21 protein-coding genes and 1 pseudogene are annotated in these 24,308 nt (G+C 54.6%); 7 read left to right on the top strand and 15 right to left on the bottom strand.

The annotated features are described in order from the left end of the window. Position 1 precedes the first annotated feature (1 nt). Complete coding sequence (menD, locus tag BRW62_RS09985) at positions 2-1,744, top strand: 2-succinyl-5-enolpyruvyl-6-hydroxy-3-cyclohexene-1-carboxylic-acid synthase (protein ID WP_099799304.1); 1,743 nt, start codon at positions 2-4, stop codon at positions 1,742-1,744. On the opposite strand, the gene miaB is transcribed toward menD, so the two are convergent. Both miaB and grpE read right to left on the bottom strand, forming a co-directional pair. Further along, entirely contained in the window at positions 1,674-3,050 is a 1,377-nt protein-coding gene (gene miaB / locus BRW62_RS09990; RefSeq protein ID WP_099799305.1) for a tRNA (N6-isopentenyl adenosine(37)-C2)-methylthiotransferase MiaB, read from the bottom strand. The genes menD and miaB overlap by 71 nt on opposite strands. 5 nt (positions 3,051-3,055) lie before the next feature. Continuing rightward, positions 3,056-3,766: a nucleotide exchange factor GrpE gene (gene grpE, locus BRW62_RS09995; RefSeq protein ID WP_099799306.1), complete on the bottom strand. Its 711-nt coding sequence runs from the start codon at positions 3,764-3,766 to the stop codon at positions 3,056-3,058. Between the two features lie 298 nt (positions 3,767-4,064). Here grpE and BRW62_RS10000 point away from each other — a divergent pair, with 298 nt between their 5' ends. After that, on the top strand, positions 4,065-4,532 hold the full coding sequence (locus BRW62_RS10000; protein ID WP_198405999.1) for a hypothetical protein: 468 nt from the start codon (positions 4,065-4,067) through the stop codon (positions 4,530-4,532). 671 nt (positions 4,533-5,203) lie between these two features. On the opposite strand, the gene BRW62_RS10010 is transcribed toward BRW62_RS10000, so the two are convergent. From BRW62_RS10010 to BRW62_RS10030, 6 genes are all read right to left on the bottom strand, one after another. Continuing rightward, positions 5,204-5,368 (bottom strand): hypothetical protein, encoded by a 165-nt coding sequence (locus BRW62_RS10010; protein WP_198406000.1) that lies wholly within the window; start codon positions 5,366-5,368, stop codon positions 5,204-5,206. 116 nt (positions 5,369-5,484) lie between these two features. Next, positions 5,485-6,690 carry an LPS export ABC transporter periplasmic protein LptC gene (gene lptC / locus BRW62_RS10015; protein WP_099799307.1) on the bottom strand — a complete coding sequence of 402 codons (1,206 nt, stop codon included), beginning with the start codon at positions 6,688-6,690 and terminating at the stop codon, positions 5,485-5,487. Then, a complete protein-coding gene (locus BRW62_RS10020) occupies positions 6,677-7,366 on the bottom strand; it encodes a LabA-like NYN domain-containing protein (protein ID WP_376787921.1) in 690 nt (229 codons plus the stop codon). Before BRW62_RS10020 ends, lptC begins: the two co-directional genes overlap by 14 nt. Before the next feature lie 52 nt (positions 7,367-7,418). Then, positions 7,419-9,014 carry a methionine--tRNA ligase gene (gene metG, locus BRW62_RS10025; protein WP_099799308.1) on the bottom strand — a complete coding sequence of 532 codons (1,596 nt, stop codon included), beginning with the start codon at positions 9,012-9,014 and terminating at the stop codon, positions 7,419-7,421. A 74-nt stretch (positions 9,015-9,088) separates the two neighbouring features. Beyond that, positions 9,089-9,526: a hypothetical protein gene (locus tag BRW62_RS13480; RefSeq protein WP_198406001.1), complete on the bottom strand. Its 438-nt coding sequence runs from the start codon at positions 9,524-9,526 to the stop codon at positions 9,089-9,091. Further along, positions 9,505-11,199 (bottom strand): hypothetical protein, encoded by a 1,695-nt coding sequence (locus tag BRW62_RS10030; RefSeq protein ID WP_198406002.1) that lies wholly within the window; start codon positions 11,197-11,199, stop codon positions 9,505-9,507. Before BRW62_RS10030 ends, BRW62_RS13480 begins: the two co-directional genes overlap by 22 nt. Before the next feature lie 89 nt (positions 11,200-11,288). Here BRW62_RS10030 and pxcA point away from each other — a divergent pair, with 89 nt between their 5' ends. Continuing rightward, the gene (pxcA, locus tag BRW62_RS10035; RefSeq protein WP_099799309.1) at positions 11,289-12,674 is read left to right on the top strand and encodes a proton extrusion protein PcxA; all 1,386 of its coding nucleotides are present in this window, start codon (positions 11,289-11,291) and stop codon (positions 12,672-12,674) included. Here the strand turns inward: pxcA and BRW62_RS10040 are convergent. Continuing rightward, positions 12,598-14,892 carry a heavy metal translocating P-type ATPase gene (locus BRW62_RS10040; protein ID WP_198406003.1) on the bottom strand — a complete coding sequence of 765 codons (2,295 nt, stop codon included), beginning with the start codon at positions 14,890-14,892 and terminating at the stop codon, positions 12,598-12,600. The two genes, pxcA and BRW62_RS10040, sit on opposite strands and share 77 nt — an antisense overlap. A gap of 153 nt (positions 14,893-15,045) precedes the next feature. Between BRW62_RS10040 and BRW62_RS10045 the strand changes: the two genes are divergently transcribed. Genes BRW62_RS10045 through dusB form a run of 3 tightly spaced genes read left to right on the top strand, consistent with a single transcriptional unit; the run spans position 15,046 to position 17,845 of the window. Further along, on the top strand, positions 15,046-15,798 hold the full coding sequence (locus BRW62_RS10045; RefSeq protein WP_099799921.1) for a TIGR00297 family protein: 753 nt from the start codon (positions 15,046-15,048) through the stop codon (positions 15,796-15,798). 35 nt (positions 15,799-15,833) lie between these two features. Next, complete coding sequence (locus BRW62_RS10050) at positions 15,834-16,781, top strand: glycosyltransferase family 2 protein (RefSeq protein WP_099799311.1); 948 nt, start codon at positions 15,834-15,836, stop codon at positions 16,779-16,781. A 38-nt stretch (positions 16,782-16,819) separates the two neighbouring features. Then, positions 16,820-17,845 (top strand): tRNA dihydrouridine synthase DusB, encoded by a 1,026-nt coding sequence (dusB, locus tag BRW62_RS10055; protein WP_099799312.1) that lies wholly within the window; start codon positions 16,820-16,822, stop codon positions 17,843-17,845. On the opposite strand, the pseudogene BRW62_RS10060 reads toward dusB, so the two are convergent. The 6 genes and pseudogenes from BRW62_RS10060 to nuoH form a co-directional block, all read right to left on the bottom strand. Next, positions 17,820-18,901, bottom strand: a pseudogene (locus BRW62_RS10060) (DUF3326 domain-containing protein). The gene dusB and the pseudogene BRW62_RS10060 sit on opposite strands and share 26 nt — an antisense overlap. Beyond that, positions 18,870-20,045, bottom strand: coding sequence for an HhoA/HhoB/HtrA family serine endopeptidase (locus BRW62_RS10065; RefSeq protein ID WP_099799313.1), 1,176 nt, complete (start codon positions 20,043-20,045; stop codon positions 18,870-18,872). Before BRW62_RS10065 ends, BRW62_RS10060 begins: the two are co-directional and overlap by 32 nt. Positions 20,046-20,114: 69 nt before the next feature. Continuing rightward, on the bottom strand, positions 20,115-20,420 hold the full coding sequence (nuoK, locus tag BRW62_RS10070; RefSeq protein ID WP_099799314.1) for an NADH-quinone oxidoreductase subunit NuoK: 306 nt from the start codon (positions 20,418-20,420) through the stop codon (positions 20,115-20,117). Between the two features lie 10 nt (positions 20,421-20,430). Beyond that, positions 20,431-21,033: an NADH-quinone oxidoreductase subunit J gene (locus tag BRW62_RS10075; RefSeq protein ID WP_099799315.1), complete on the bottom strand. Its 603-nt coding sequence runs from the start codon at positions 21,031-21,033 to the stop codon at positions 20,431-20,433. Positions 21,034-21,044: 11 nt separating this feature from the next. After that, entirely contained in the window at positions 21,045-21,629 is a 585-nt protein-coding gene (gene ndhI / locus BRW62_RS10080; RefSeq protein ID WP_099799316.1) for an NAD(P)H-quinone oxidoreductase subunit I, read from the bottom strand. A 29-nt stretch (positions 21,630-21,658) separates the two neighbouring features. Further along, positions 21,659-22,777 (bottom strand): NADH-quinone oxidoreductase subunit NuoH, encoded by a 1,119-nt coding sequence (gene nuoH / locus BRW62_RS10085; RefSeq protein ID WP_099799317.1) that lies wholly within the window; start codon positions 22,775-22,777, stop codon positions 21,659-21,661. Positions 22,778-22,966: 189 nt separating this feature from the next. On the opposite strand from nuoH, the gene BRW62_RS10090 reads away from it, so the two are divergent. After that, a complete protein-coding gene (locus BRW62_RS10090) occupies positions 22,967-24,277 on the top strand; it encodes a dihydroorotase (protein WP_099799318.1) in 1,311 nt (436 codons plus the stop codon). Positions 24,278-24,308: the final 31 nt, after the last annotated feature.

A 24,308-nucleotide genomic window follows, 5' to 3' on the forward strand; every position in this document is an offset into this window, starting at 1 on the left:
CATGCTCCTGACGCAAAATCTGAATGTTTTTTGGGCCAGTGTTCTTTTTGAAACCCTCTATCGACTGGGATTGGGTACTGTTGTGGTCTGCCCAGGATCGCGATCGGGGCCGTTGGCCGTTGCAGCGGCGGCTCATGCCCAGTTAGAGGCCATTCCCATTTTGGATGAGCGCTCTGCTGCCTTTTTTGCCCTAGGGCTGGCTCAGCAGCAAGGAACCCCTGTGGCCTTAGTGTGTACCTCGGGCACAGCAGCGGCGAACGTTTACCCAGCCATCATTGAAGCTAGCCTGAGTCATCTGCCCCTTGTTGTTCTGAGCGCCGATCGCCCACCGGAGTTGCGAGGCTGCCAAGCCGGACAAACCATCGATCAAGTGCGTCTGTACGGCTGCTATGTGCGCGAGTTTCGGGAACTGAGTCTGCCAGACTTAACTCTTATGCCTTACCTGCGCCAAACCCTCAGCCACTGTTGGCAGCGCTGCCTGTGGCCAGATCCGGGGCCTGTGCACCTGAATATTCCCTTCACTGACCCCCTAGCGCCAGTAGTGGATGCCAGCTTTATCGCTCCAACCCTAGAAGAAATGGGGTTTTTTCGCGCCCTCAAACCACCTTGCCCACTTGTGCCTATTCCGACTGCCTTACCGTGGTCAGACTGGCAACGTCATCCCAAGGGACTCATTATTGCCGGGCCTAGTCATACGCCGCAGCCCCACACTTATGCCACCGCTGTTGCACGCCTGAGTGATTACTTACAGTGGCCGATTCTCGCCGATGCCCTCTCCCCCTTACGGCACTACGGCTGCCCAAATGTGATTGCCCACTACGATCTATTGTTGCGATCGCCCCACGTGCAAGACGCACTATGCCCAACCGCTGTTCTGCAATTGGGGCCTCTTCCCACCAGTAAGCCCCTACGGGCGTGGCTCAAGCAAGCAGATCCGTTGATTTGGTGTTTGGATGCAGTTGCCGATAACAATAATCCCCTCCACGGTCGCAGTGTTACCCTAGCGGTGGATCCAGTGCACTTATCGCCAGTGGTGTCGCCTGAGCGCCGCTCACCCACCCCTTCCTCCGCTTACCTAGATCAGTGGCTCTATCTTGACAAGAGCATCGCCAACGCATTGGCGGCAACCCTAGATGCCATTGACTGGCACTGCGATGTCAAACTAATTCACCGCCTCAGCCAGATTCTTCCCAGCAATACAGCAGTGTTTGTGGCCAGTAGTATGCCGGTTCGGGATGTTGAAAGTGTTTGGGTCGCTAGCGATCGCCACTATCGCTTTTACTTTAATCGCGGTGCCAATGGCATTGATGGCACCCTTTCTAGTGCCTTAGGAGCCGCCCACCGCGGCCAGCCCACGGTTCTGATTACCGGCGATCTGGCCTGTCTTCACGATACCAATGGCTGGCTCATTACACCACAGTTCCACGGCTCCCTCACAGTTGTCGTCATCAACAATCAGGGGGGCGGCATTTTTGAGCACCTACCTATCCATGCGTTTGAGCCACCCTTTGAAACCTTCTTTGCCACTCCCCAAACCGCTACCTTAAGCCATCTTGCCGCGGCCTATGGTGTGCCCTACCACACCCTTGAGGACACCCTAGACCTTGAGAAGCACCTCCAAGATGGGTCGGCTGCCAAGGTACAGCTGCTAGAGTTCCACAGCGATCGCAAACTTAATGCCCAGTGGCGGCAAGAGGTGCTGGCGTCCGTGGCAATGGCTCTAAAGGTTCCCCACTCAAACTAAAAGCACGAGCCTCCGTAATCTGGACACGCACCAACTGCCCCCGCAACGCTTCGATCTCTCCCTGTAAATAGGTGAGACGATTGCCATCCGTGCGGCCATAGACCTGCGTGGGGTCTTTGGGGTTCACCCCCTCCACTAAAACCACTTCTGTGCGTCCCAGATAGCGCTGGGAGCGGTCAGCCGCCACGGTTGCTACAAGATGATTGAGCCGCTGAAGGCGATCCTCTTTCACCGCCTCCGGCACTTGGTCCGGCCAAGTGGCCGCCGGCGTATTCGGACGGGGGGAGTAGGCCGCGGTGTTTAACTGATCAAACCCCACCGTTGCGACTAAATCAAGGGTGTCGGCAAACTGCGCCTCTGTTTCTGCCGGAAAGCCCACAATGGCATCGGCACTGATTGCTGCATCGGGCATATAGCGGCGAATGGTGTCAATAATGTGCAGATAGCGCTCCCGCGTATAGCCCCGCCCCATTGCCTTGAGGATGTCATTATTGCCCGATTGAAAGGGAATGTGAAAATGCTTGCACACCTTGGGCAACTCGGCACAGGCTCGGATCAACCGCTCTGTAAAATAGCGGGGGTGACTGGTGGCAAAGCGGATGCGCTCAATGCCGGCCACATCATGAATGTAGTAGAGCAAATCCGTAAACGTATGCTGGCGGCGACCCTCCGGCGTAATTCCGGGCAAATCTCGACCGTAGGCATCGATATTTTGCCCCAAGAGCGTTACCTCGCGATACCCTTGCGCAGCCAGTTCCTCAATTTCTGCACGGATGGCAGCGGGTGTACGGGACTGTTCCTGACCCCGAACCCCCGGCACCACACAGTAGGTGCAGCGCTCGTTACAGCCGTAGATGACATTCACCCACGCCGTTACCGTACTGTCGCGACGGGGCTTGGTAATGTCTTCGACAATGTGCAGAGGTTCCGTAGCCACGACTTGGCTGCCGCTCCACACCTGCTCTAGAAGTTCACCAAGGCGATTGGCGTACTGTGGCCCCATCACCAAATCGACTTCCGGCACGCGCCGTAGGAGCTGCTCTCCTTCCTGCTGTGCAACGCAGCCTGCCACCACCAGCGTTAGATTGGGGTTTTGGTGCTTACGCTTTGCTTGGCGGCCAAGGTAGGAGTAGAGTTTTTGCTCTGCGTTATCGCGAATCGTGCAGGTGTTGTAGAGTAACACATCTGCCTGATCTGGCTCAGCAACCGGCTCTAAGCCCATAGCCTCTAAAACGCCGGCCATCCGCTCGGAGTCGGCCTTGTTCATTTGACAGCCAAACGTCGTGATGTAGTAGCGGCGCGGCATTTTGCTTACACATCCGTGACATCATTGGTCGGATTCATCTCGCTGCCGCCGTCCTCTTCTGGCGTTGCTGCCACTTTAACCATGGCGTGTCGCAGCACGCGGTCTCCGAGCATATACCCCCGCTTCAATTCTTCTAGGACTGTTCCTTCAGGGTGCTCGCTGGTGGGTTCTCGCATCACCGCTTCGTGGTGGTTGGGGTCAAAGGGTTTTCCTTCCGGTCGCATGGCAGAAACCCCAATACGCTTCAGGCAGTCCACTAACTGCTTATACACCCCTTGATAGCTGCGGTGGATTTTTTCCTCTGCTTCCGTGGCCGTCTGAATATGGGTACGCGCTAACTCAAAACTATCGACGACAGGCAGTAGCTCCGAGATGGTTTTACATTTAATTTGCACCTCTAGCTCTTCCTTTTCCCGCTGTGTCCGCTTGCGAAAGTTTTCAAAGTCAGCGGCTAGGCGCATGTACTGAGTGTTCCGCTCTTCAACAAGCTGGGAGAGACTTGCTTGCGCGGCTTCTAGGGCGGCAATTTTTTCGAGCAAGTCTGCGCGATCGTCTGCTGAGTCAGCAGCAGTGGTGTCTGCCGCTACAGCGTCAGGCGTTTCAACGGTTTCTGCTGTGTCTGCCGTTTCAGTCTCTGCTTCGTTAGCGATCGCTGTATCGGTGGCCAGTGGCTCCGAAGCATCAGTGACAGAATTGGTTATGGTTTCATCACTCATAGGTTGACTCAAATCATGCCCCTACGGTTACAAATAAAAAAGCCTACCGCAACGTGAAGATATTGCACGGTGCGATCTTAATTAGCCTAGCATCTAACTATTGTATCAAAGTGTAATAATTTCGGACATCTTGACTTCACCCCCAATGTTACTGGCCACAGCTTGTAAGTTTTGTAGCTTTTACGCTATAGCAGCTATTGGCATTGGCTGCATGGGATGGAACTGCGCACTTACCTCCTCCGTCCAAGACATACGATAAAAATGTCCAAAAATATATTTGAATGGTGAGAGGTTGATCATGTTACTGCGTCCAGTCATACCTAGTCTGATCCTGTGTGGCACATTGATGGGGATCTCCTCTGCCTTTGCACAACTCTCGCCAGCCCCTCCGTCACAGACCTTCAATCCCTTTGGGGTTGACAACCCAGTTCTACAGCGAGCACGGAACTGGGCGCGACAAGCCGCAGAACGCGCCAACGGGGGGCTTAGTCGCTACCGTGCTGAAGAGTCGATGTTTGGGCCTGCCAGTCAGTCGCCTTTTGTTGAGAATGGCGATGGCTCCTTTACCTTTCGGTTTTTAGGGGGGCCGCCAGCAGCACCGCCCACCATTGAAAGTATTGTGACGGTGAATCCAGATTCGGCAAACCCGATGATCCGGATTGACTACAATGGGCCAATCCAGGCTCAGGGAGCTACCAGTCCTTCACGTATGGCTCCAGTTGATCCGATGCCTGCTCCAGAACCACCCAATCCCAACACTTGGTAGTTCGACAGTGTGGGATCTATACACCCTAGGATTCTTACTAGTTAGCAATTTAGCGACGGCAAACAGCGCGGGCAATATCACCGCCAACGGTACCGGGGGGATAGCTCTTGGTACCGCTCCAATCCCAACTGTAGTACTCACTTTTGACATCGTAGGGATTACAGGAGGCTGTTGCCTTATAGGAGTGATGTGGGCGGGCTAAAACCCCTCCGCTTTAGCGAGGGGATACAGCCAACTCAGGGGGCTTTAGCCCTCTCTGTGTGTTAAACTAAAGACGTGGAAAGTAGGCGTATCAACTACGCGAAGAAACATCCTAGTACGGAGAAATCCCGGCAAGTAAGTCACTACCGCTTTGGCGGCAAGCCTAAACCACTGCAAGCAATGGCAGGATGTTGAGCGTATCGAATTGGCTAGTGTTGAAAAGCGCGAAACCACGAACCGAAACATAAACGTAGTCCCAATAGCAGAAATGCTTGAGGTGAGTAGGGGGTCTTTGACTGCCCCCACCCGCATTAAGTTGTGGGTGACAGCTCAAGGGAAAAGCGAAGCAACGCGGCTTCAGCCCGTTGCGTAGCATCCTTTGGGAATCCCCTCTCTTTCAAGGAGGGGAGAAGTCAAGCCAATAGTCATCCCCACGGGTGGAAAGGCTAAAGTCCACTTGGGTGATGCCATTACTGTTTGGTGTAAAAGCGGCGCGAATCCATGTCTGCAGTATAAACGCGGCCCCGGCTATCGCGGGCAACTTCAACTTCCCGCTCTGCTAGAACCGGGGGGGCGATCGCTACTGTCAAACCGAGGGTAGCGGCTCCGAGGAGGGCAAAGGAAGGGCGCAGCATTATGAATAACTCCTTGACCTAAGGAACGATGGTGTTGCGATTCTAGCAATTGCGCCCAATAATCATTGCGGTTAGTAATAAATCGTTTCTAGGATTTAGACATTATGAAATCACTTTTAGGGCAATCGCAACTGAACCGGGACTTGGGTTTGCACCCGACCCGTAACAATGACTTCTTGGCGATCGAGCCAGCCTTTAGCTTGCTGGCCGCGCACCTGAATGCGCGAGTTGGCTTGGTGATAAAACACGCCGCCTTGGGCTTCGACTTCCTGCTGGGGCATGCGCCACACCAGTTGCGCCGTGCGCAGGGTGGCATTAGGCCGCTGGATTTCGACGTGGCCGCTGGCCTCCACCTGTTGTTGAGGAATCCGCCACGTCAGGCGTTGTGCCCGTAGTTGCGCCGCTTGGGGCTGACTTTGTAAGCGTGCATTCTCAAAGATGGCGCGATTATCGTCTAAAAAGAGAACACCGCGACGGGCTTGGCCTGTGATCCCTTGGGAGGGGTATTCGACGGTGAGGGGGGCATCACTGATGATTTGCTGACGGTCGATCCGCCACTGGATCAGCTCTCCCCGAGCCAAGAGCCTAGGTTCCTGCAAGTCCACCTGTACCGATCGCCGTAGGGTAACCTGCTGCTGCGGAATTGACCATTCGGCTTCTTGGGCACGGAGGCGATCGCCAGCAACGCCTACGACTGTAACCCCTCCAGCCCCCCCCACACCGGCCAAGAGGCGCTCCTGCTCCTGTTGCCACACGAGGACATCGGTGCTGAGGCGCAGATCTTGTGCTTCAGGCAGGCTGGACGTGACCTGCACCGCCTTCAGTGCTCGCAGTTCTTGGCGTTGACTGTCTGCTTCTAACCGTTGCGCTGTGATAGCCACTTGCGGATAGCGAATTTGTAGGTTTTTCTGCGCTTGCAGTAGGGCGCGATCGCCCCGCCACACAAACTGATCCGCAACAATTGTTCCCCTAGCCGCAACATCGGTCACCGTGGTTCGCCCCTCAATCCAGAGTTGGTCATTGCGCTGCCGAACCTTGACGGCTTTCGCCTCTAGGGTGTAAGTGGGCTTGCCCGCCACCCGCAGATCCCCGCGCAAATTGTCGATCTCAATTTGCTGGAGACCCCCATCACTGTAGCGAGCACCGTCTGCCTGTAGTAACCAGAGAATCTGCCCTTGATCATCCGTCTGCTGCAGGGTCAGGTTTTGCAAGCGAACTGCTCCGGTCACTTCTGGCTCTGGGGTGGGTTCGTCGCCAATCCAAGCATCGACCCAGCCACACCCCGCCAAACTGCCGAGGAGGACAAGCCTAAGCAGGGGCATTATTGTCCAAATTGTCCAACGGTTCCAGCGGCGATGTTCCAGCATTCGCAGACTCAGAGACATTGTCTTCCCATGATGTACTCGATAGCTCCGGAGGTGTCAATCCACCGGTTAAAGGGCGGTAGGTATAGGTTGTCCGCGGTGCTTTTTGGATGTCTTCGCGAATACTTTCAAGGTCAATGTAGCGATCGGCAACGTTAATAAGGCTATCGCTGGTCATCGAGCGCAAACTGACCACCTCGACCCGTGCTCCCCGATAACTGACTGCATCAACCGCATAGGCCAAATCTCCATCGCCACTGACTAGAATGGCTGTGTCATAACACCCCACTAAGGCCATCATATCAACGGCAATTTCAACATCTAGGTTGGCTTTTTTAGAGCCATCGGGTAACTGCACAAGTTCCTTAGAGACAACCCGGTAGCCATTGCGCCGCATCCATAAGAGGAACCCTTGCTGTTTCTCGTTGGAGGGATCAACTCCAGTATAGAAAAAGGAACGAAACAAACGAGAGCCTTGGGTCAGATGGCAAAGCAGCTTTGAGTAGTCAATTTCAATACCCAATTGCAATGCTGCATAAAATAGATTTGAACCATCAATAAAAATGGCAACCCGACCCCGATTTTGCAGCACGTGTTCAGGACTGTAAATCACAGATGTAGAAGATGTAACCATGCAAAAACCATCTCAAAAAAATGTTTTATGTAAATAAAGGTATTACTCTAGCCTAGTTCGGGTCACTGGGGACTGGAGCTAGGACTGAGAGCTTTTGAAATACTGGCGCTGGCTGAGACAAGGGCTGACCGGCAGGCAGAACCCCCCAGTGCGCCTGACTATCGGCCAACAATGCTGAGTCGATCACTGATCCATTAAAATTAACACTATAACCTAACTGTTGATAGATAGCTTCACTCAAGTGGGGGATAATGGGCGCAAGTACGTAGGCTAGTAAACGTACGGCCTCTAGAACACAATAGAGAATTTCTGCCACGGCATTCATCTCCCCAGCTTTTGCCCGCTTCCACGGTGCTTCTTCATCTAAGAATTTATTTCCCGATCGCGCCAACCCCAAGGCGAGTTGGCAGACCTCGTGGAAGGCTAAGCGCCGATAAGCCGTCCCGTAGGACTGGCTCACGTGCTCTGCCAATTGCCGGAGAGGATGCTCTGGCGCAATGGCATGGATGTCAATGGCGGGCACCTCGCCGCCAGTATATTTCCATGCCATTTTGAGGGTGCGGTTGAGCAAGTTACCAATATCGTTGGCCAAGTCGGCATTGAGGATATTCACAAAGCGAGTTTCGCTAAAGTCACCATCGCGGCCAAATTCTACTTCTTTCATGAAGTAATAGCGAACGGCATCCGCACTATACTGCTGCACTAGGGCAACGGGATCGAGGGTATTCCCCAAACTTTTCCCCATTTTCTGACCGTTTTTCGTGAGGAACCCATGGACAAAAATTTGCTCGGGCAACGGTAACCCTGCCGACATGAGCATAGCCGGCCAGGAAATGGCATGGAAGCGCAAAATATCCTTGCCAATAATGTGCAAGTTAATCGGCCACCATGTGCTTAGTGCATTTGCTAGGGTGGGTTCCTGTTCCGGCTCTAACAGTGCGGTGACATACCCTAGGAGGGCATCAAACCAAACGTAAAGGGTATGCTCTGGATCGGTGGGTACCGGAAAGCCCCAGTCAAGGTTCACCCGCGAAATCGAAAAATCTTGCAACCCCTGCTCTATGAAACTCAGGACTTCATTGCGGCGGCTGCGGGGCTGCACAAAGTCAGGATGGGTGGCGTAGTAGGCCAGCAGTGCATCTTGGTACGTCGACAAACGGAAAAAGTAGTTCCGTTCATCGCGCCACTCCACTGGCCGATTGACATGAATGGGACAGCGCTGTCCCTCGAGTAATTCCCGCTCTTCTTTGAATTCTTCGCACTCAACGCAGTACCACCCCTGTTGTTGCCCTAGATAAATGTCGCCGTTGTCCCACACCCGCTGGAAGAACTCCCGAACAATGGCATGGTGGCGCGGACTGGTGGTGCGACTAAAGCGGTCGTAGGTAATGTGTAACTGCTGCCACAGGGCTTCAAAGCCAGCGGCAATTTCATCGCAGTGATCTTGGGGCGTGAGGCCGCGCTGCTGGGCGGTGCGCTCAATTTTCTGGCCGTGCTCATCCGTACCGGTGATAAAGCGCACATGATACCCTTGGAGACGATAAAAGCGAGCAACGACATCGGCAGCAATGGTTGTGTAGGCGCTGCCAATGTGGGGTAAGGCATTGACATAGTAAAGCGGTGTAGTCAGTGAAAAGCGTGGCGACAAGCAGTGGTCTCCCTAGTTGGTTTGCCCGATGGCGTTACAGCACCCTATCAGCAAGCGCACGTAACGTCCGGCGGCTATTGCTGTTTCGGCTTGCTGAGTTGGGAATTGGCTGTATCTATCATACTCCCATCCATGGAACCTGCCGCCAAATCGACGAATGCCAGCAGTGGACCGTCCTGTTCTTTGCCGTTGGCTGCAAGGTCACTATGGCACAGGTAGAGGCGATCGCCCACCCGCAAGCACAGATCAACCAGTAGCTGCTGCAATCGCTCTGATTCAGACTGCCATACCAAGGCACTGGGACTGGCGGTGCCTTGACGTAGAAACATAGGGGCTTGCCACAGGGTTTGCAGGCCACCATCTTGCCAGCGAGGGCTGCTAGCGTCTAGCCAAAAATGCCAACGATGGGCTTGCTGTGTGCTGCGATACTGAAATGTCGTTGCCAATAGAACCCCTTGGGGTGGGGGGTGCAAGGGGGGCGGATCAGCCGTTACGGTGCCCCGTCGCAGCAAGCGAATCCATTCCTCCAGCCGCTGCTCAGGGGGGTCAGGGTATGCAGGTGCTCGCAGACCTGCCAGTAGTCCGCGGCGCTCTCTAGGAGAGACCGTAGGGCAGCCAATTCGGTTGCCGGTAAATTTTGCGGCCAGAGGTAGCGCTGAATGGCAGCATCCATCACAGCTGTGGGGGGCTGGGTTGTCGGTAGGCTACCGAGCCACGTGCGAAAGGTTTCGTAGGCAGTGCTGGCTCGATGCCCCAAGCGATCCCAGCGACTATAGTGGCTAGCGGCTAAGAGTTTGAGGGGGCGTGGCTGCAAACAATGGGCGGCTAACAGACCTGCCCGCACCGCATCAATCTCATGGTTTTTGGCGTGGAACACCTCCAATAGTTCGGCGATCGCCCCCGCTGAGCACTCCAGACTGATCCCCGGATAGACCAACATCAGCACTGTTAAGAGGGCACGCACGTAGGGTGATTGAATTAACGGCCGTTGATCGTTGAGAACAACGACGGGAATCCCCTGCTGGCCTAGCTCCGTGGTGAGGACATAGCGGGCAATGGTATCGATCCCCGGACCAAGGATGGCAATCTCCTGCGGCATGACCTGCTGGCTGCGCACTGCCTGGGTCACTGTCGCGCAGATTTGGCTGAGTAACTGCATGCGGGAGGTGGTTTGCAGCGTTACAATTTGCGGCGGCAACTGTGGCTGTGGGGTTGTCAGGAGTTCGGCAACACGAATCCTAGGGTCGCCAATACCGAGGATTGTTTGCTGGGGGGGCGGCAGTTCCTCCACCGTCGCCCTTGCCTTCAAGGCCAAAAACGCATCGGGATCCGCCCCAAGCCCTAGGCGCACTACACCAGTGGGTTGGTGGCTCAGAACCATGGTGACCGCCTGTCTGGGAATGTCTGGCGGGACAGGGATCTCAGGAGGAATGCCACTGGCCAGCAGCCCCAATAGATCAGCAACAAGGGCAGGGTAGTTGTGGATGTTATCGGCCACAATGCCACGAAACCGCCGCCGCAGCGAAAGTTGATAGTCTTGCTGCCGCAGGAGTACCCGGCCAAATAAATCCGCGATGATGCCATAGGTCAGCAGGCTATGTTGGGTACACCAATGTCGCCACCGACTCAGCACCGCCACAATGGCTGCCATCGTTTCTGGGGCAACGGCCACCCCGTGATCGGCCATGAGGGTGGGAATCTCTGGCAGATCCATACCCGCAAAGGCCGCTAACTGGAAAATATCCAGCAAATGGCGCACGGCGCGATCGCGATTGTTACTGAGTGCGGCAAAGGTGTTTTGCTCTAAGTCTGAGTGCCACAGTGCCTTCGCCCAAAGAAGTTCCAGTTCCGTTGCCAACCGTAGGGGTGGACGGGCGGCCACTGCGTTGAGCTTGACTAACAGGGGCCAAAACAGCATCACCTCATCCTGCATAAAGCCAAGCGGTGTCGTGATATAGGGAAAGTAACCGGCACCGAGTTTGCGCTCAAGTTGGGTGCTGAGATGGTCTCGTCCTTCGCCAGTATCGGTTAACAACAGGAGCGATCGCTCACAGGAAATGTAGGGCGGACATTTTGGCTGCTCTGGGATCTGCTGCGCCTGTAGCCATTCGGCAATGTAGCCAACGAGGTTGTGGGTTTTACCACTGCGGCTGCCGCCACTAATCCACCGCAACACGTAAGACAACGCTCACTAAAATTAAGTTGGTACGATCCTACTACATAGCTTTTACATAGCTTTGTACATGGCGTGTTGAACAACTGCCGAGAGGAACAATGTCCAGCAACCCCCTTGCTCGCCTTGGACAATGGATTAAACGTGCAGAACAGTGGTACCTAACAACTCCGGAGCGGGCACTGCAAGAAGCCTACGAGGCTGCTCTCAGCATTCGTAAAATTGAGCTCGAACACTTCGATGGGCAACCCATTAGTCCGCTCAATTTGCCCCTTGGGGAAGTTTCCAGCTACTTTGAAACAGAGCTAAAACAACGTTTGAAGACCATTCGGATGCGGATGACAGAATTCCGCGCCAGCCGTCAGTTTCTGCCCCTGTCCCCCAGCCCTGAGCGTCGCCCAGTTTCTGGTGTAGAGCGCAATGGTTCAGCAGCAACCTACACGGTTACAGCCACCGCCAGCGAGGATACCCCAGAACCAACCGTCTATGAAAAACTACGAGTGATTGATGCCACCCTTAACCGCTATCGCCGACAGCGGGAACGAGAACTGAATGCCCTTGCCCGTCCCAGCCTTAGCCACCAAGACCCTGACCAACGACAGCGATCGGCAGCGCTAGATCGTGTCGAGGATGATTCACTGTATCTATCGGAATATATTAATGATGATTTAACCGACGACTCTAAGCTTGACAGCAGTAGCTTTATTCCCCGCTCAATTTTACGAACCGCCGATCGTTTTCGTCGTGAACTCAACTCTGATGAAACCACTGAAACCGAAGTTGTGCGGGATTTTCGCACGTCAAAATTACGAACTCGCTTAGCTGTTCGATTTCTATTACTTCTCATCATTTTGCCCTTGCTGACACAGCAGATTTCTAAAGCACTAATTGTTAGCCCCCTCGTGAATCACTTTAAGGCAGTGGGGCAAATTGAGCGCATTATTAACTCTCAACTTGAAGATAATATTCTTGATGAGCTAGCACGGTTTGAAAACAAGATTCGTTTTGAAAGTCTTGTTGGTAATGTAGCGGTTTCATCCGCAGAGATTCAGGCTCGTATTCGTGAGAAAGCCATTGAGCTATCGACAGAGTACCAAAAAGAACTTATTGAACCCCTAAAAAATATTCTGTCCGATGCGCTGGGTTTTTCAGTGTTCTTAACGCTGGTGTTTACAGGACAGCGGCAACTGGCTATTGTTAAAGCCTTTTTAGATGAGGTTGTCTATGGTCTGAGTGATAGTGCCAAAGCCTTTGTGATTATTTTATTTACTGATGTTTTTGTCGGTTTTCACTCCCCCCATGGCTGGGAGGTTTTAGTGAATAACACTCTTGAACATTTTGGCTTTCCCCGTAATGAGGATTTTATCAATATGTTCATTGCCACTTTTCCGGTTATGCTCGATACTGTCTTTAAGTATTGGATTTTCCGATACTTGAATCAGATTTCACCGTCCGCAGTAGCGACCTATAAGAATATGAACGAGTAAAGGCATTGATACCCCAAAGTGAGTTGACAACAACCGCAATGGAACTAAACGCCATGCAAGCGGCTGCCACCGCTGGTGTCAAGCTCACCCCCCACAAGGGGAGCAAGGCACCAGCCGCAACGGGTAACCCCACCAGATTGTAGGCTACCGCCCAGAGCAAATTTTGTTGAATTTTAGCAAAGGTGGCACGGCTCAGGGACAACACCGTTAGCAGATCACTAAGCTGGTTACGGACAAGAATCACATCCGCTGCTTCAATGGCGACCTCTGTACCACTGGCCAAGCTAATGCCAACGGCGGCAGTGGTGAGGGCAGGGGCATCATTCAGGCCATCCCCCACCATGGCAACGGTTTCTCCCGCTGCTTGCCATGCCTCAATTAAGGCTAACTTCTCATGGGGTTGTAGATCGGTGTGAATGGCATCTGCTGGCAGGTTCAAGGGTGCCAGCAACGGCTGGGTGGCATGTGCGGTATCCCCTGTCAGGACGTGCACGGCGAAACCTTGGTTTTTTAGGGCTTTTACGGTTTCGATGGCATCGCTGCGCAGGCGATCGCGAAAGGTGCACACAGCAACCAACTGGCGATCGCAGGCTAAGGCAACGTGGGTTGTGCTTGGGTGGGCATCACGGCAGTCAATTCCTTGGCGATCGAGCCATGCTAAGCGCCCGGCTTGGTAGTAGTGCTCGCCAATCCAACCGCAGACCCCTAGCCCCAACTCAGTGGTGAGATCGGTTACGGCTAGTAGCTCAGCGCAACCATGGGCGCGCTGAATGGCACGGGCAAGGGGATGGGAACTCTCTTGCTCTAGGCTAGCAAGCACCGTGAGCACCTCCTCTTCCTCAAGGGAACCGTAGCGGGTCACAGCCTCTAGCTCGAGTTGCCCGCTGGTTAGGGTGCCCGTTTTATCGAAGACAATGGTGGTCAGGTGTTGGCTACGCTCAAGGACATCGCCCCCCCGGATAACCACACCGTTGGCCGCCGCGCGACTGGTGCCCACCAAGAGGGCAATGGGGGTGGCTAACCCCAAGGCGCAAGGACAGGCAATGACTAACACACTCAAGGCCAGTTTCAAGGGTAACAGTGGTGTTGTGAGATTTGGCCAAAAATGGGGCGCGATCGCCCACCAAAACAGCCCTGTAGCAGCAGCCAAGGCCAAAACCCCATAGCCAAAATAGCCCGCAACCCTATCGGCCACTCTCTGGACAGGAGCCTTGCGGTTTTGAGCCTGTAGTACCAACTCTAAAATTTGACCAAGAAAGGCGGCTTGCCCACACCGCTCGACCCGAATCGTCACGGCGGCAGCTTGATTACGACTGCCCGCCAAAACTGTTGCGCCTAGTCCCTTGAGGACAGGTGTGGCTTCCCCGGTGAGCATGGACTCATCCACTAAGGTTTCGCCCGCCACAATTGTGCCATCCGCAGGAAAGGTGTCCCCTGCGGCCACCCAGAGCCAGTCTCCCACCTGAATTTGGCTCACTGGAATGGGCCACGGTTCCCGGCACTCTAAACTGGGCAGCCATGTGGCTTCAAGGGGCTGCAATGCCAGAAGCGATCGCAATCCCTGCTGCGCCCGTTGCCGCACCCCCTGCTCTAGGGTGCGCCCCAAGAGGATAAACCCCAAGATCATCACCGGCTCATCAAAAAAACAGTCCCACCCCAATTGCGGCCATAGCCACGCCACCGTACTCGTACCATAGGCAGCCAACGCCCCCAAGGCCACAAGGGTATTCATATTCGGGCGACCGTGCCACAGCCCCTTGATCCCTTCTCGGACAATATCGCGCCCTGGCAGCAGCAACGCTAGGGTAGCCAACCCCCAATGCAACACCATCGTTTCCAACATCGGCCAGTGGCCGGGCAACAGGTGAATACCATGGCCGAGGCTAGAGAGAATCAACAGCCCAATCGCCAAGGCGGCGAGAGGTTTACCGTCTGAAGGGGGTGGCAGTTGCAGCGGCGCATTCGGTGCCACCAGTGTGGCTTGAAACGTCCCCTGATTGATGTGCTGAACAATCGCGTCTGGACTTGTCAGGCTTGACCCGTAGGTAACAATGGCCGTGCCCGTCACTAAATTGACCGCCGCCGCAGTGACTCCGGGCAACTGCTCTAACTGTCGCTCTAGGGAGCGCACACAGCCTGCGCAACGCAAGCCAGACACCCGCAGCAGCACCGTTGCCGAGGTGGCATCCGATCCATTCAACGTCGAGAGTGGGGACACGCTGTATAACCTCCCAAACAACTGTGGTAGTATCGATCCCTCCCATATCCTGCGCCCCCTTGCTATTGTGGCACTCTTGCAGCCCCAGGGTATGATAAGGACTGGCTGAAGCTCGAAGCATTGCACACCACGGTGAATCAACTACTGGATATTATGGTGGCCACACCGCCGTGGCTGGTGGGAATTCTCCTCAACACAGCCTTAGCGGGCCTTGGCCTCTTGAGCCGCCAAACCTTGCTCACCCTTGCCGGACTGCTTCATGCATGGCTACTGGGGGTGCTGATCTGGGGCACCCTTGGCTGGCGAGGGTATCTGGTGGTTATAGTTTACTTTTTAGTGGGTTCAGCGGTGACGCGGGTTGGCATGGCGCAAAAACAAGCGGCGGGCATTGCTGAAAAACGGCAGGGTGCCCGGGGACCAGAGAATGTGTGGGGGTCAGCCTTGACGGGGGCAGTGTGTGCCCTGTTGATCCCGCTACTGCCAAAGGGGCACGACCTATTACTCGTGGCCTTTGTTGCCAGCTTTAGTACTAAACTCTTCGATACCTGTGCCAGTGAAGTGGGGAAAGCCTACGGTCAGCGGACGTTTTTGATTACAACCCTGCAACCCGTGCCGCGGGGGACAGAGGGGGCTGTCAGTCTAGAGGGAACGCTGGCGGGATTCCTAGGGGCGGCGCTCATTGCTGGGCTGGGGTGGGAGCTGGGATTAATGGCGGCGATCGCGGTGCCGATCTGCATATTGGCGGCCTTTCTTGCGAATCTTGTGGAAAGCGTCGTTGGGGCAACCCTCCAAGAGCGTTATACTTGGCTGAGTAACGAGGTAGTGAATGGTATTAATACCACCACAGGCGCACTACTGGCGGTGCTTATGCTGACCGTTACTGCCCCACTGTTGAGGCTGACCTAGGATAATTAGTGTTGGGAACCCATTCAGCAATCAGAATGTTTTTTAGTGTTGTTATTCCTACCTACAATCGGCGATCGCTGTTGGCCAAGGCGCTACAAGCTCTCGAGCAGCAAACTTACAATACTGAACTGCTAGAGGGCTATGAAATTATTGTCGTCGATGATGGCTCAACGGATGACACCCTTTCGTGGCTAGAGGCCAACCAAAAAGACTTGCCCCATGTGCGCTGGTTCACGAAAGAGAATACAGGCCCGGCCGCTGCCCGTAACCTTGGGGTCGAAAAGGCAACGGGAGACATTATCCTTTTTGTCGATAGTGACCTCATTGCCACGCCCCACTTTCTCCAAGGTCATGCCGAAGCACTACACCGCGCCTACGCTCAGTACGGCGACGACAAAGTATTTACCTACGGCCACTGCATTGAAACCTGTAACCTAGAAGACCCAACCCGCACCCCAGCCAAAATCACCGATTTTTCAGCGGCATTCTTTGATACCAAAAATGTGGCGATCGCCAAGCACCTGCTGTTCGAGGTCGGCCTCTTTGACACAGACTTCAAAGGGTATGGGTGGCATGATCTAGAACTTGGGCTGCGGCTCAAAAATATTGGTGTTCGCTTAGCTAAAGCCCCCCAAGCCATCGGTTACCATGTCCATCCGCCCTTTACCCTAGAGCAATTGCCCTACTTGGTCAGCAAAGCCATTCAGCGCGGAAAAACCGGTGCCCTTTTTTATAAAAAGCATCCCACCTTTGCGGTGCGGCTGATGGTGCAACGCACGGTTTTCCATTGGTGGCTTTGGGGGATCTTGTCCTTGTGGGGGCAGCTAAACGAAAAAACGATGGCACCCTTCTTGCAGTGGCTGATCGAGCGGGGATACTCCGAACTGGCGCTACAGTGCTGTAGTGTGTTTTTGAACTGGTACATTGTCCAAGGGGTACGCCAAAGCAGCATTGCCGAACCGGAACTCCTTGGCGGACAATAGAGATCCGAAGTTCCAGAGCACCGTTCATTGCACTGCTCATGCTGGCACTCTCTCCAGAGCTAAGGTCACGGTTGGCAACCCCCTTACAAATTGGCACGGTTACCCTCAACAGTCGTGTATTTCAGTCTCCCCTTGCTGGGGTTACCGATTTAGTGTTTCGGCGATTGGTGCGGCGGTATGCGCCAGACTCAATGATGTACACCGAAATGGTGAGTGCCTCTGGCCTGCACTACCTGAAAACGCTGCCCCGCATCATGGAAGTGGATGCCAACGAGCACCCCATCAGTATTCAACTGTTTGACTGTCGCCCCGATTTTTTGGCGGAAGCAGCCATCAAGGCGGTGGCGGAAGGGGCAGACACCGTGGACATCAACATGGGCTGTCCAGTCAATAAAATCACAAAGAATGGCGGAGGTTCCTCCCTGTTGCGAGATGTTCCCACCGCAGCGGCGATCGTGCGCACCGTATCGGCGGCAGTTTCCGTGCCAGTGACGGTGAAAACCCGCCTAGGCTGGAGTGATCAGGAGATTAACATTCTTGACTTTGCCAAGGCTATGGAAGATGCAGGAGCCGCCATGATCACCATTCATGCCCGTACCCGTGCCCAAGGCTTCAATGGTGCTGCGCGCTGGGAGTGGATTGGCCGCGTTAAACAGCATCTGCGAATTCCGGTCATTGCCAATGGTGATATTTTCTCGGTAGAGGCAGCGGTACAGTGCCTTGAGCAAACCGGTGCCGACGGGGTGATGTGCTCCCGGGGGACGATGGGGTATCCCTTCTTGGTGGGGGAAATTGATCATTTTTTGAAAACTGGCCAACAGCGGCCCGCCCCTACAGTGATCGAGCGACTCCAATGCGCCCGAGATCACCTTATTGCCCTGTGGGAGTACAAGGGCGAGCGGGGGATTCGCCAAGCCCGTAAGCATTTGACATGGTATGCCAAGGGGTTTGCGGCGGCGGCAGAACTGCGGAGTCAACTCTGCCGCATTGAAACCGTGGCAGGGGGGCTGGCACTGTTGGATGAGGCCATTGAGCGGCTTAGGAATTTGGCTGCTGCCCCTTAGATTTGATTGAGATTTGATTGAGTAAGGTCTGCCAGTTAACCCCTGCTTTTAAGGCCGCGAGGAAGCCAATGGCTTCGGCGTAGGACTGGCAGGGAATGGTGTCCAGACCCAAGCCCTCTGCAGTGACCGCCAATGTGGTTGTATTATTGGCAATGCTGAGAATCGGGGTGCCCTGCCGTGCCAAGGCGAGCAGGCCGCGGCCACCCAAGGCAGTGGCTGGCGAAATCACCGCATCAACGGCAGTTTGCCATAGCGTATCAGCCTCAGGCTGAAGGGTATAGCGGGGGCATGGCTGAGTCCAACGAGAACAGAGGGCAAAAAGGTATAGCCAATTTCTTCGGCAAGGGCGCGGGGATGAACACTATCATCTAGGGGCAAGGGTTGTAGTGCTGGGGCATGGGCGGCAGGCACCTGTAGGTGTTGTACGACCAAATGGCTGATGACGGCTTCTGCCCCTGCGAGGGGATCGACCCCATGGCCGCTGCGGTAGTTGTGGAGGGCGGCACTACCCAGATCGTCAGGAAAACGGCTGACAATGGCGATCGCCTCGGCGTTGGCCTCTTGGACTAGGCGTTCCGCCGCCCGCAGCAGGCTCCCAGGTTCTTTGAGGGTTCCCCACGTAGCGCCTGACGCAGCGGTTTGTAAGCAGACCCCCAGCGGTCTATCGGTAGTGATGCTCTCTGTCAGGGTTAAGCCTAGGGTCGTTTGGCAGGCTGCCGCTGCTTGAAGATGGCGGAGTTTTAGATCTGGCTCTAGGGCAGCATCCAAAACTAAACCAATGCGGTTGGGGCGCGGCGATCGCAACCCCCACTCCCCCGCTGCAAACTGATCTAAGGCATAGCCCTCAACGTACCAAACATTGGCCAACGGCCAGTACAGCATCGCGCCGTTGAGCACGTTGGGATGGGTAATCAGGCGATCGCACACCTGAGCCATGGCGCGAACCACCGGAATCGCATCTCCGGCATAGCCACCAATGGCTGCACCAATTCCCGTCGGAATTAGCAAAACCGCTGTGAGCACCCTAGCGACTGGCTTGAGCCGGCAGAGGAGCAGGTTGCACAGACACCGTCAAGGTTTGGCCACGGCGGCGAATTTCTATATCCATCGTGCGACCAATGCCGGTGTTTTCCACCATTTGCTGCACTTGATCCGCCTTGGCAATCGGCTGGCCGTTAATACGCTTAATCACATCCCCCGCTTGCAGGCCAGAGCGAGCCGCTGGGGAGTTGGGCAACACCTGAAAAATTAACACCCCTGAGCTTTCCTGAACCCGCACCGGACTGTTGGGGGTTGTGTTCAGCCGTTGCTGCACCTCTGGGGTTAAGTTCGTCATCCGAATGCCCAGGAAGGGATGATCCACGCGCCCATTGGCAATAAGTTGGTTGGCAATGCGCTGGGCAGTTGCGATGGGAATGGCAAACCCTAAGCCTTGGGCACCCCCAATAATAGCGGTGTTGATGCCAATGACTTCCCCGCGCTGGTTGAGGAGCGGTCCACCGGAGTTGCCGGGGTTAATGGCCGCATCGGTTTGGATAAAGCCAACCCGCTTGTCGGGCACTCCCACATCGCCGCTAGAACGCCCCGTGGCACTGATAATCCCTGCGGTAACCGTGTTATCTAGCCCCAAGGGATTGCCAATGGCGATCGCCCACTCTCCCGGGCGCAGAGTATCAGAATTTCCCAAACGCACCACGGGGAGATTGGTGGCATTCACCTTGACCACCGCCACATCCGTCAGGCGATCTTGGCCAATTACTTGCCCGTCGTAGGTGCGGCCATCCTTGAGGGTGACGCGGACACGGTTAGCACCGTCAATGACGTGGGCATTGGTGAGGATTACCCCATCGCTACTGATAATAAAACCAGACCCTAGACCTCGCTCTTCGCGCGATCGCGGTGGCATCATTGGCCCAAAAAACTCTTGAAAAAAGGGATCATTAAATATGGGGGGGACACTGCTTTGCACTGTGCGCGACGCATCAATTCGCACTACCGCTGGCCCCACCTGCTCGACCGCGCGGGCAATAAAGTTAATATCGTTTCCCGCCGGCAGCGGGGCTGGTAGCTGGGCAAGGGTGGGAGACTCTAGAGACGTTCCCAAGGGCATAAACTGAGTCGCAAACATTGTTGCTGCTGCACCCAGTGCCATTAATGACAAGTAGGTGACAGACTTTCCAAGCTGTTGACGCGCCGTCATAGGTTACTGCCCTTCAATCGATAACTGTTTTTCGTTATAGACGCAGCAGGTTATGCAACAGTTCCCCAACTACCATTTCAGGAGATTAAACTTCTCCATATCGACGGTGTCGCGGTTGCGATAGATAGCCAAAATAATGGCCAAGCCTACCGCTGCCTCCGCTGCCGCCACGGTAATCACAAAGATTGCAAACACTTGACCCTTAATTTGCTGGCCATCAAGATAGTTGGCAAAGCCGATGAGGTTCAGGTTAACAGCATTGAGCAACAGTTCAATCGACATCAGCACCCGTACGGCATTACGGCTGGTGACCAGACCGTAGATACCAATACAAAAGAGGAGTGCTGCCAAAATTAAGATATAGGTTAACTGCATACTAAATCCCTTACTTTTCAGACAGAGCTACTGGTTCCCGCGGGCGTTCCGGCAATTCCAAGGGCGGGACGACCTCTTCCCCAAAGATCGGCTCTGGCTCTAGCACCAACTCGCGCCGTGCCAGCACAACTGCACCAATTAACGCCATCAAGAGCAACACCGACGCTAGCTCAAAGGGCAGCAAGAAGTCGCTGAAGAAGTGCTGGCCAATGGTTGTAATGCTGTCACTGGTGGGGGGCAGGTCGCTAATTTGCCAGGGGGTTTGCAAAATCGTCTTAGTTAACAGCGCAAAGACCCCTAGAGCCACAACTGCTGCTCCCCCCTGCCGCAGCCATCGCCCGGCTACGGGTGTGTACTCTTCCCGCTTGTTCACTAGCATGATCGCAAACAAAATCAGGACATTCACGGCGCCAACGTAAATTAAAATCTGCGCCGCCGACACAAAATCGGCGTTCATGAGAATGTATAAGCCGGAAATGCTGATGAACACACCAGCGAGCAAAAACGCAGAATAAACAACATTCGATAGGAGAACAACCCCCAAAGCGGCTACAATCACCGCACCAGAGAGGGCAAAGAAGGTTATCGTTTGGGTCAGGGTGGCTAAGTCCACAGCAGCGGCTCCTAGTTCTCAGTCGATTCATTGGCAGCGGCGATCGCTGTCTCGCTCGCCCGCTGTGCACCTGCGGGCAGATCGTGCCCCGAGAGCACACCCGCAGGTAAGTAGGCAAATTCACGGATTGGGGTCACCATTGGGTCATCAGTGACTTTATAGGGAATCCGCCCCATGGCCACACTGTCGTAGTTCAACTCGTGGCGATCGTAGGTGGCCAGTTCGTACTCTTCCGTAACCGACAGGCAGTTTGTGGGGCAGTACTCAACACAGTTGGCACAGAAGATGCACACCCCAAAGTCAATACTGTAGTGCTTGAGTTCTTTCTTTTTAATTTCCTTGTTAAAGACCCAATCCACCACAGGCAGGTTAATAGGGCACACCCGCACACACACTTCGCAGGCAATACACTTGTCAAACTCAAAGTGAATGCGTCCTCGGAAGCGCTCTGACGGAATGAGCTTTTCGTAGGGATACTGCACAGTCACTGGTCGGCGGCGCATATGGTCAAAGGTGACCGATAATCCCTGACCAATGTATTTGGCTGACTGTACGGCTTCTTTGGCGTAGTTGCTAATTTTGTTGAGGAATTTCATGGTTGTACCTCATCGCAGAAGGTAAACGACTAACCGCCAAAGGCGACGGGAAAGGCTAACTTGAGGCCAGCGGTGAGCAAAAGGTTGACAAGGCCAACGGGCAAGAGGAATTTCCATCCCAAATCCAAGAGTTGGTCAATGCGAACCCGGGGCACCGTCCAGCGCAGGAGAATGGCCAAAAAGATAAAGAAATAAGCTTTCACGAGGGTCATTGTAATACCGAGAACCGCAAAGGCAATCTGAAGAAAGGGGTTTGTTTCCGGCACGCCAAGGGCATCGGTAATAAAGTGCAGCGGAATGGGGAAGTCCCAACCGCCAAAGTACAGGACACTGACTAGTAGGGCGGACAGCACCAGATTGACGTAGGCTCCGAGGTAAAATAGAGCAAACTTCATCCCCGGATACTCGGTTTGATACCCTGCCACCAGTTCCTCTTCGGCCTCCGGTAAGTCAAACGGTAAGCGCTCGCACTCTGCCAAGGCGGCAATCCAAAAAATGAGAAAGCCAATCGGCTGCCGCCAAACATTCCAACTGAGAATGCCGTACTCGGACTGCTGCTGGACAATTTCAACGGTGCCCAAGCCGTTGGACATCATGGCAACCGCCAGTACCGCTAGGGCGAGGGGGATTTCATAGCTAATGGACTGCGCTGCTGCCCGTAGCCCCCCCAGCAGTGAATACTTATTGTTGGAGGCGTAGCCAGACATCAGTAAGCCAATCGGCGCAATGCTGGAGAGGGCAATCCAGAGGAACACCCCCATCGCCAAATTGGAGATCAGCAGGTTTTGGCCAAAGGGGACAATGATATAGGACAAAAAGACGGGAATCACTACCACCGCTGGCCCAAGGGTGAACAGCCACGGGTCACTGTTAGCGGGTAAAATATCTTCCTTAAATAGAAGTTTTAGACCATCCGCCAGAGGGGCTAAAATCCCCAACGGCCCAATGTATTCCGGCCCAATGCGCTGCTGCACTGCGGCTGAAATTTTCCGCTCTAGCCAGACCGCGACTAACACCCCTACGGTGGCCACCACAAGCATAATGAGCATTGGCAAGGGGAGCCAGAGTAGTTTGGCCAGATCGTGATTGAGCCCCAAGGTTTCAAGAGCAGCAATAAACTGCCCCTGCAAGTCAATACCGGATTCCATAGCGATGAGCCGCACCCTACCTACAGACACGCTCTTCAGTATAAGGGTTTTATTTCCGTTGCGAAGATAGATCTGCGGCAAATTTTTATCACCATAAGTATTACTGATTTTTATAGTTTGCTGCCTCTAGCGGTCGCTGCTGAGATTCCACTAGGATTGAGGAAAGCTCAATGAGGACAAAAACACACCGTGGCGATCGCAATCCAACATGCCGTCATCTGTACCCCTGAGGGGGAACTGCGTCAACAAGAGGTGCGCCTAGAGGGCGATCGCATCGTGGAGGTGGCGGATAGGGTCACGGTCACCGCCGAGGATACGGTGATTGATGCGACGGGGTTAACCCTCCTACCGGGCGTCATTGACCCACAGGTGCATTTTCGTGAACCGGGTCTTGAGCACAAAGAGGATTTGTTTACGGCCAGTTGTGCCTGTGCGAAGGGGGGGGTCACCTCGTTTCTGGAGATGCCGAATACCCGTCCACTCACGATTGACCAGACCAGCTTAGACGATAAGTTAGCGCGGGCGGCGGCCAAGTCAGTCGTCAACTATGGTTTTTTTATTGGTGCCACCAAAGACAATCTTGCTGTTCTCAACAGTGTGAAGCCGGTCTGCGGCATTAAGATTTTCATGGGGTCAATGCACGGACCCCTCTTGGTGGACGAAGAGCCAATCTTGGATCGTATCTTTAGCGAGGGCGATCGCCTCATTGCGGTTCATGCCGAGGATCAAGGCCGCATTCAGGCACGCCGTCAAGAGTTTGCTGGCATCACTGATGTGGCGGTTCACTCGCAAATCCAAGACGATATTGCCGCCCTCAACGCCACCCAGTTGGCCGTTAAGCTATCGCGCAAGTACCAGCGTCGTCTGCACATTCTCCACCTGTCAACGGGGATTGAAGTGGATTTCCTGCGGGAGAATAAACCCCCGTGGGTGACGACGGAAGTAACGCCCCAGCACCTCCTGCTGACGACCGCTGCCTACGAGACCATTGGCTCCCTTGCCCAAATGAACCCCCCCTTGCGCACAGAACTAGACAACCAGAAGCTTTGGCAGGGGTTGCTTGATGGTGTGATTGACTTTATTGCGACGGATCATGCCCCCCATACCCTCACGGAAAAAGCCCAGCCCTACCCCCAAAGCCCCTCCGGTATGCCGGGGGTGGAAACCTCACTGCCGCTGATGCTCACCCAAGCCATGGCTGGGCGCTGCAGTGTTCCCCAAGTGGTGCGCTGGATGGCAACCGCCCCCGCCGCTGCTTACCAAATTCCCCGCAAAGGCCAGATTATGCCTGGATACGATGCCGATCTGGTGTTAGTGGATTTGCAGACCTATCGTCCTGTGCTGCGGGAGGAGTTGCTGACAAAGTGCGGTTGGAGTCCTTTTGAGGGGTGGTCCCTCACGGGTTGGCCGGTCGTTACCATTGTCAACGGCGAAATCGTGTTTCGCCAAGGCAAGGTCAATACCGCTGTGCGGGGGCGAGCGCTGACCTTTGGGCAATAAACAATTGCACTGCTAAAACAGTTTTCCGAGG

Origin of the sequence: Thermostichus lividus PCC 6715 (assembly GCF_002754935.1) — a bacterium.
Classification (GTDB): Bacteria; Cyanobacteriota; Cyanobacteriia; order Thermosynechococcales; family Thermosynechococcaceae; genus Thermosynechococcus; species Thermosynechococcus lividus.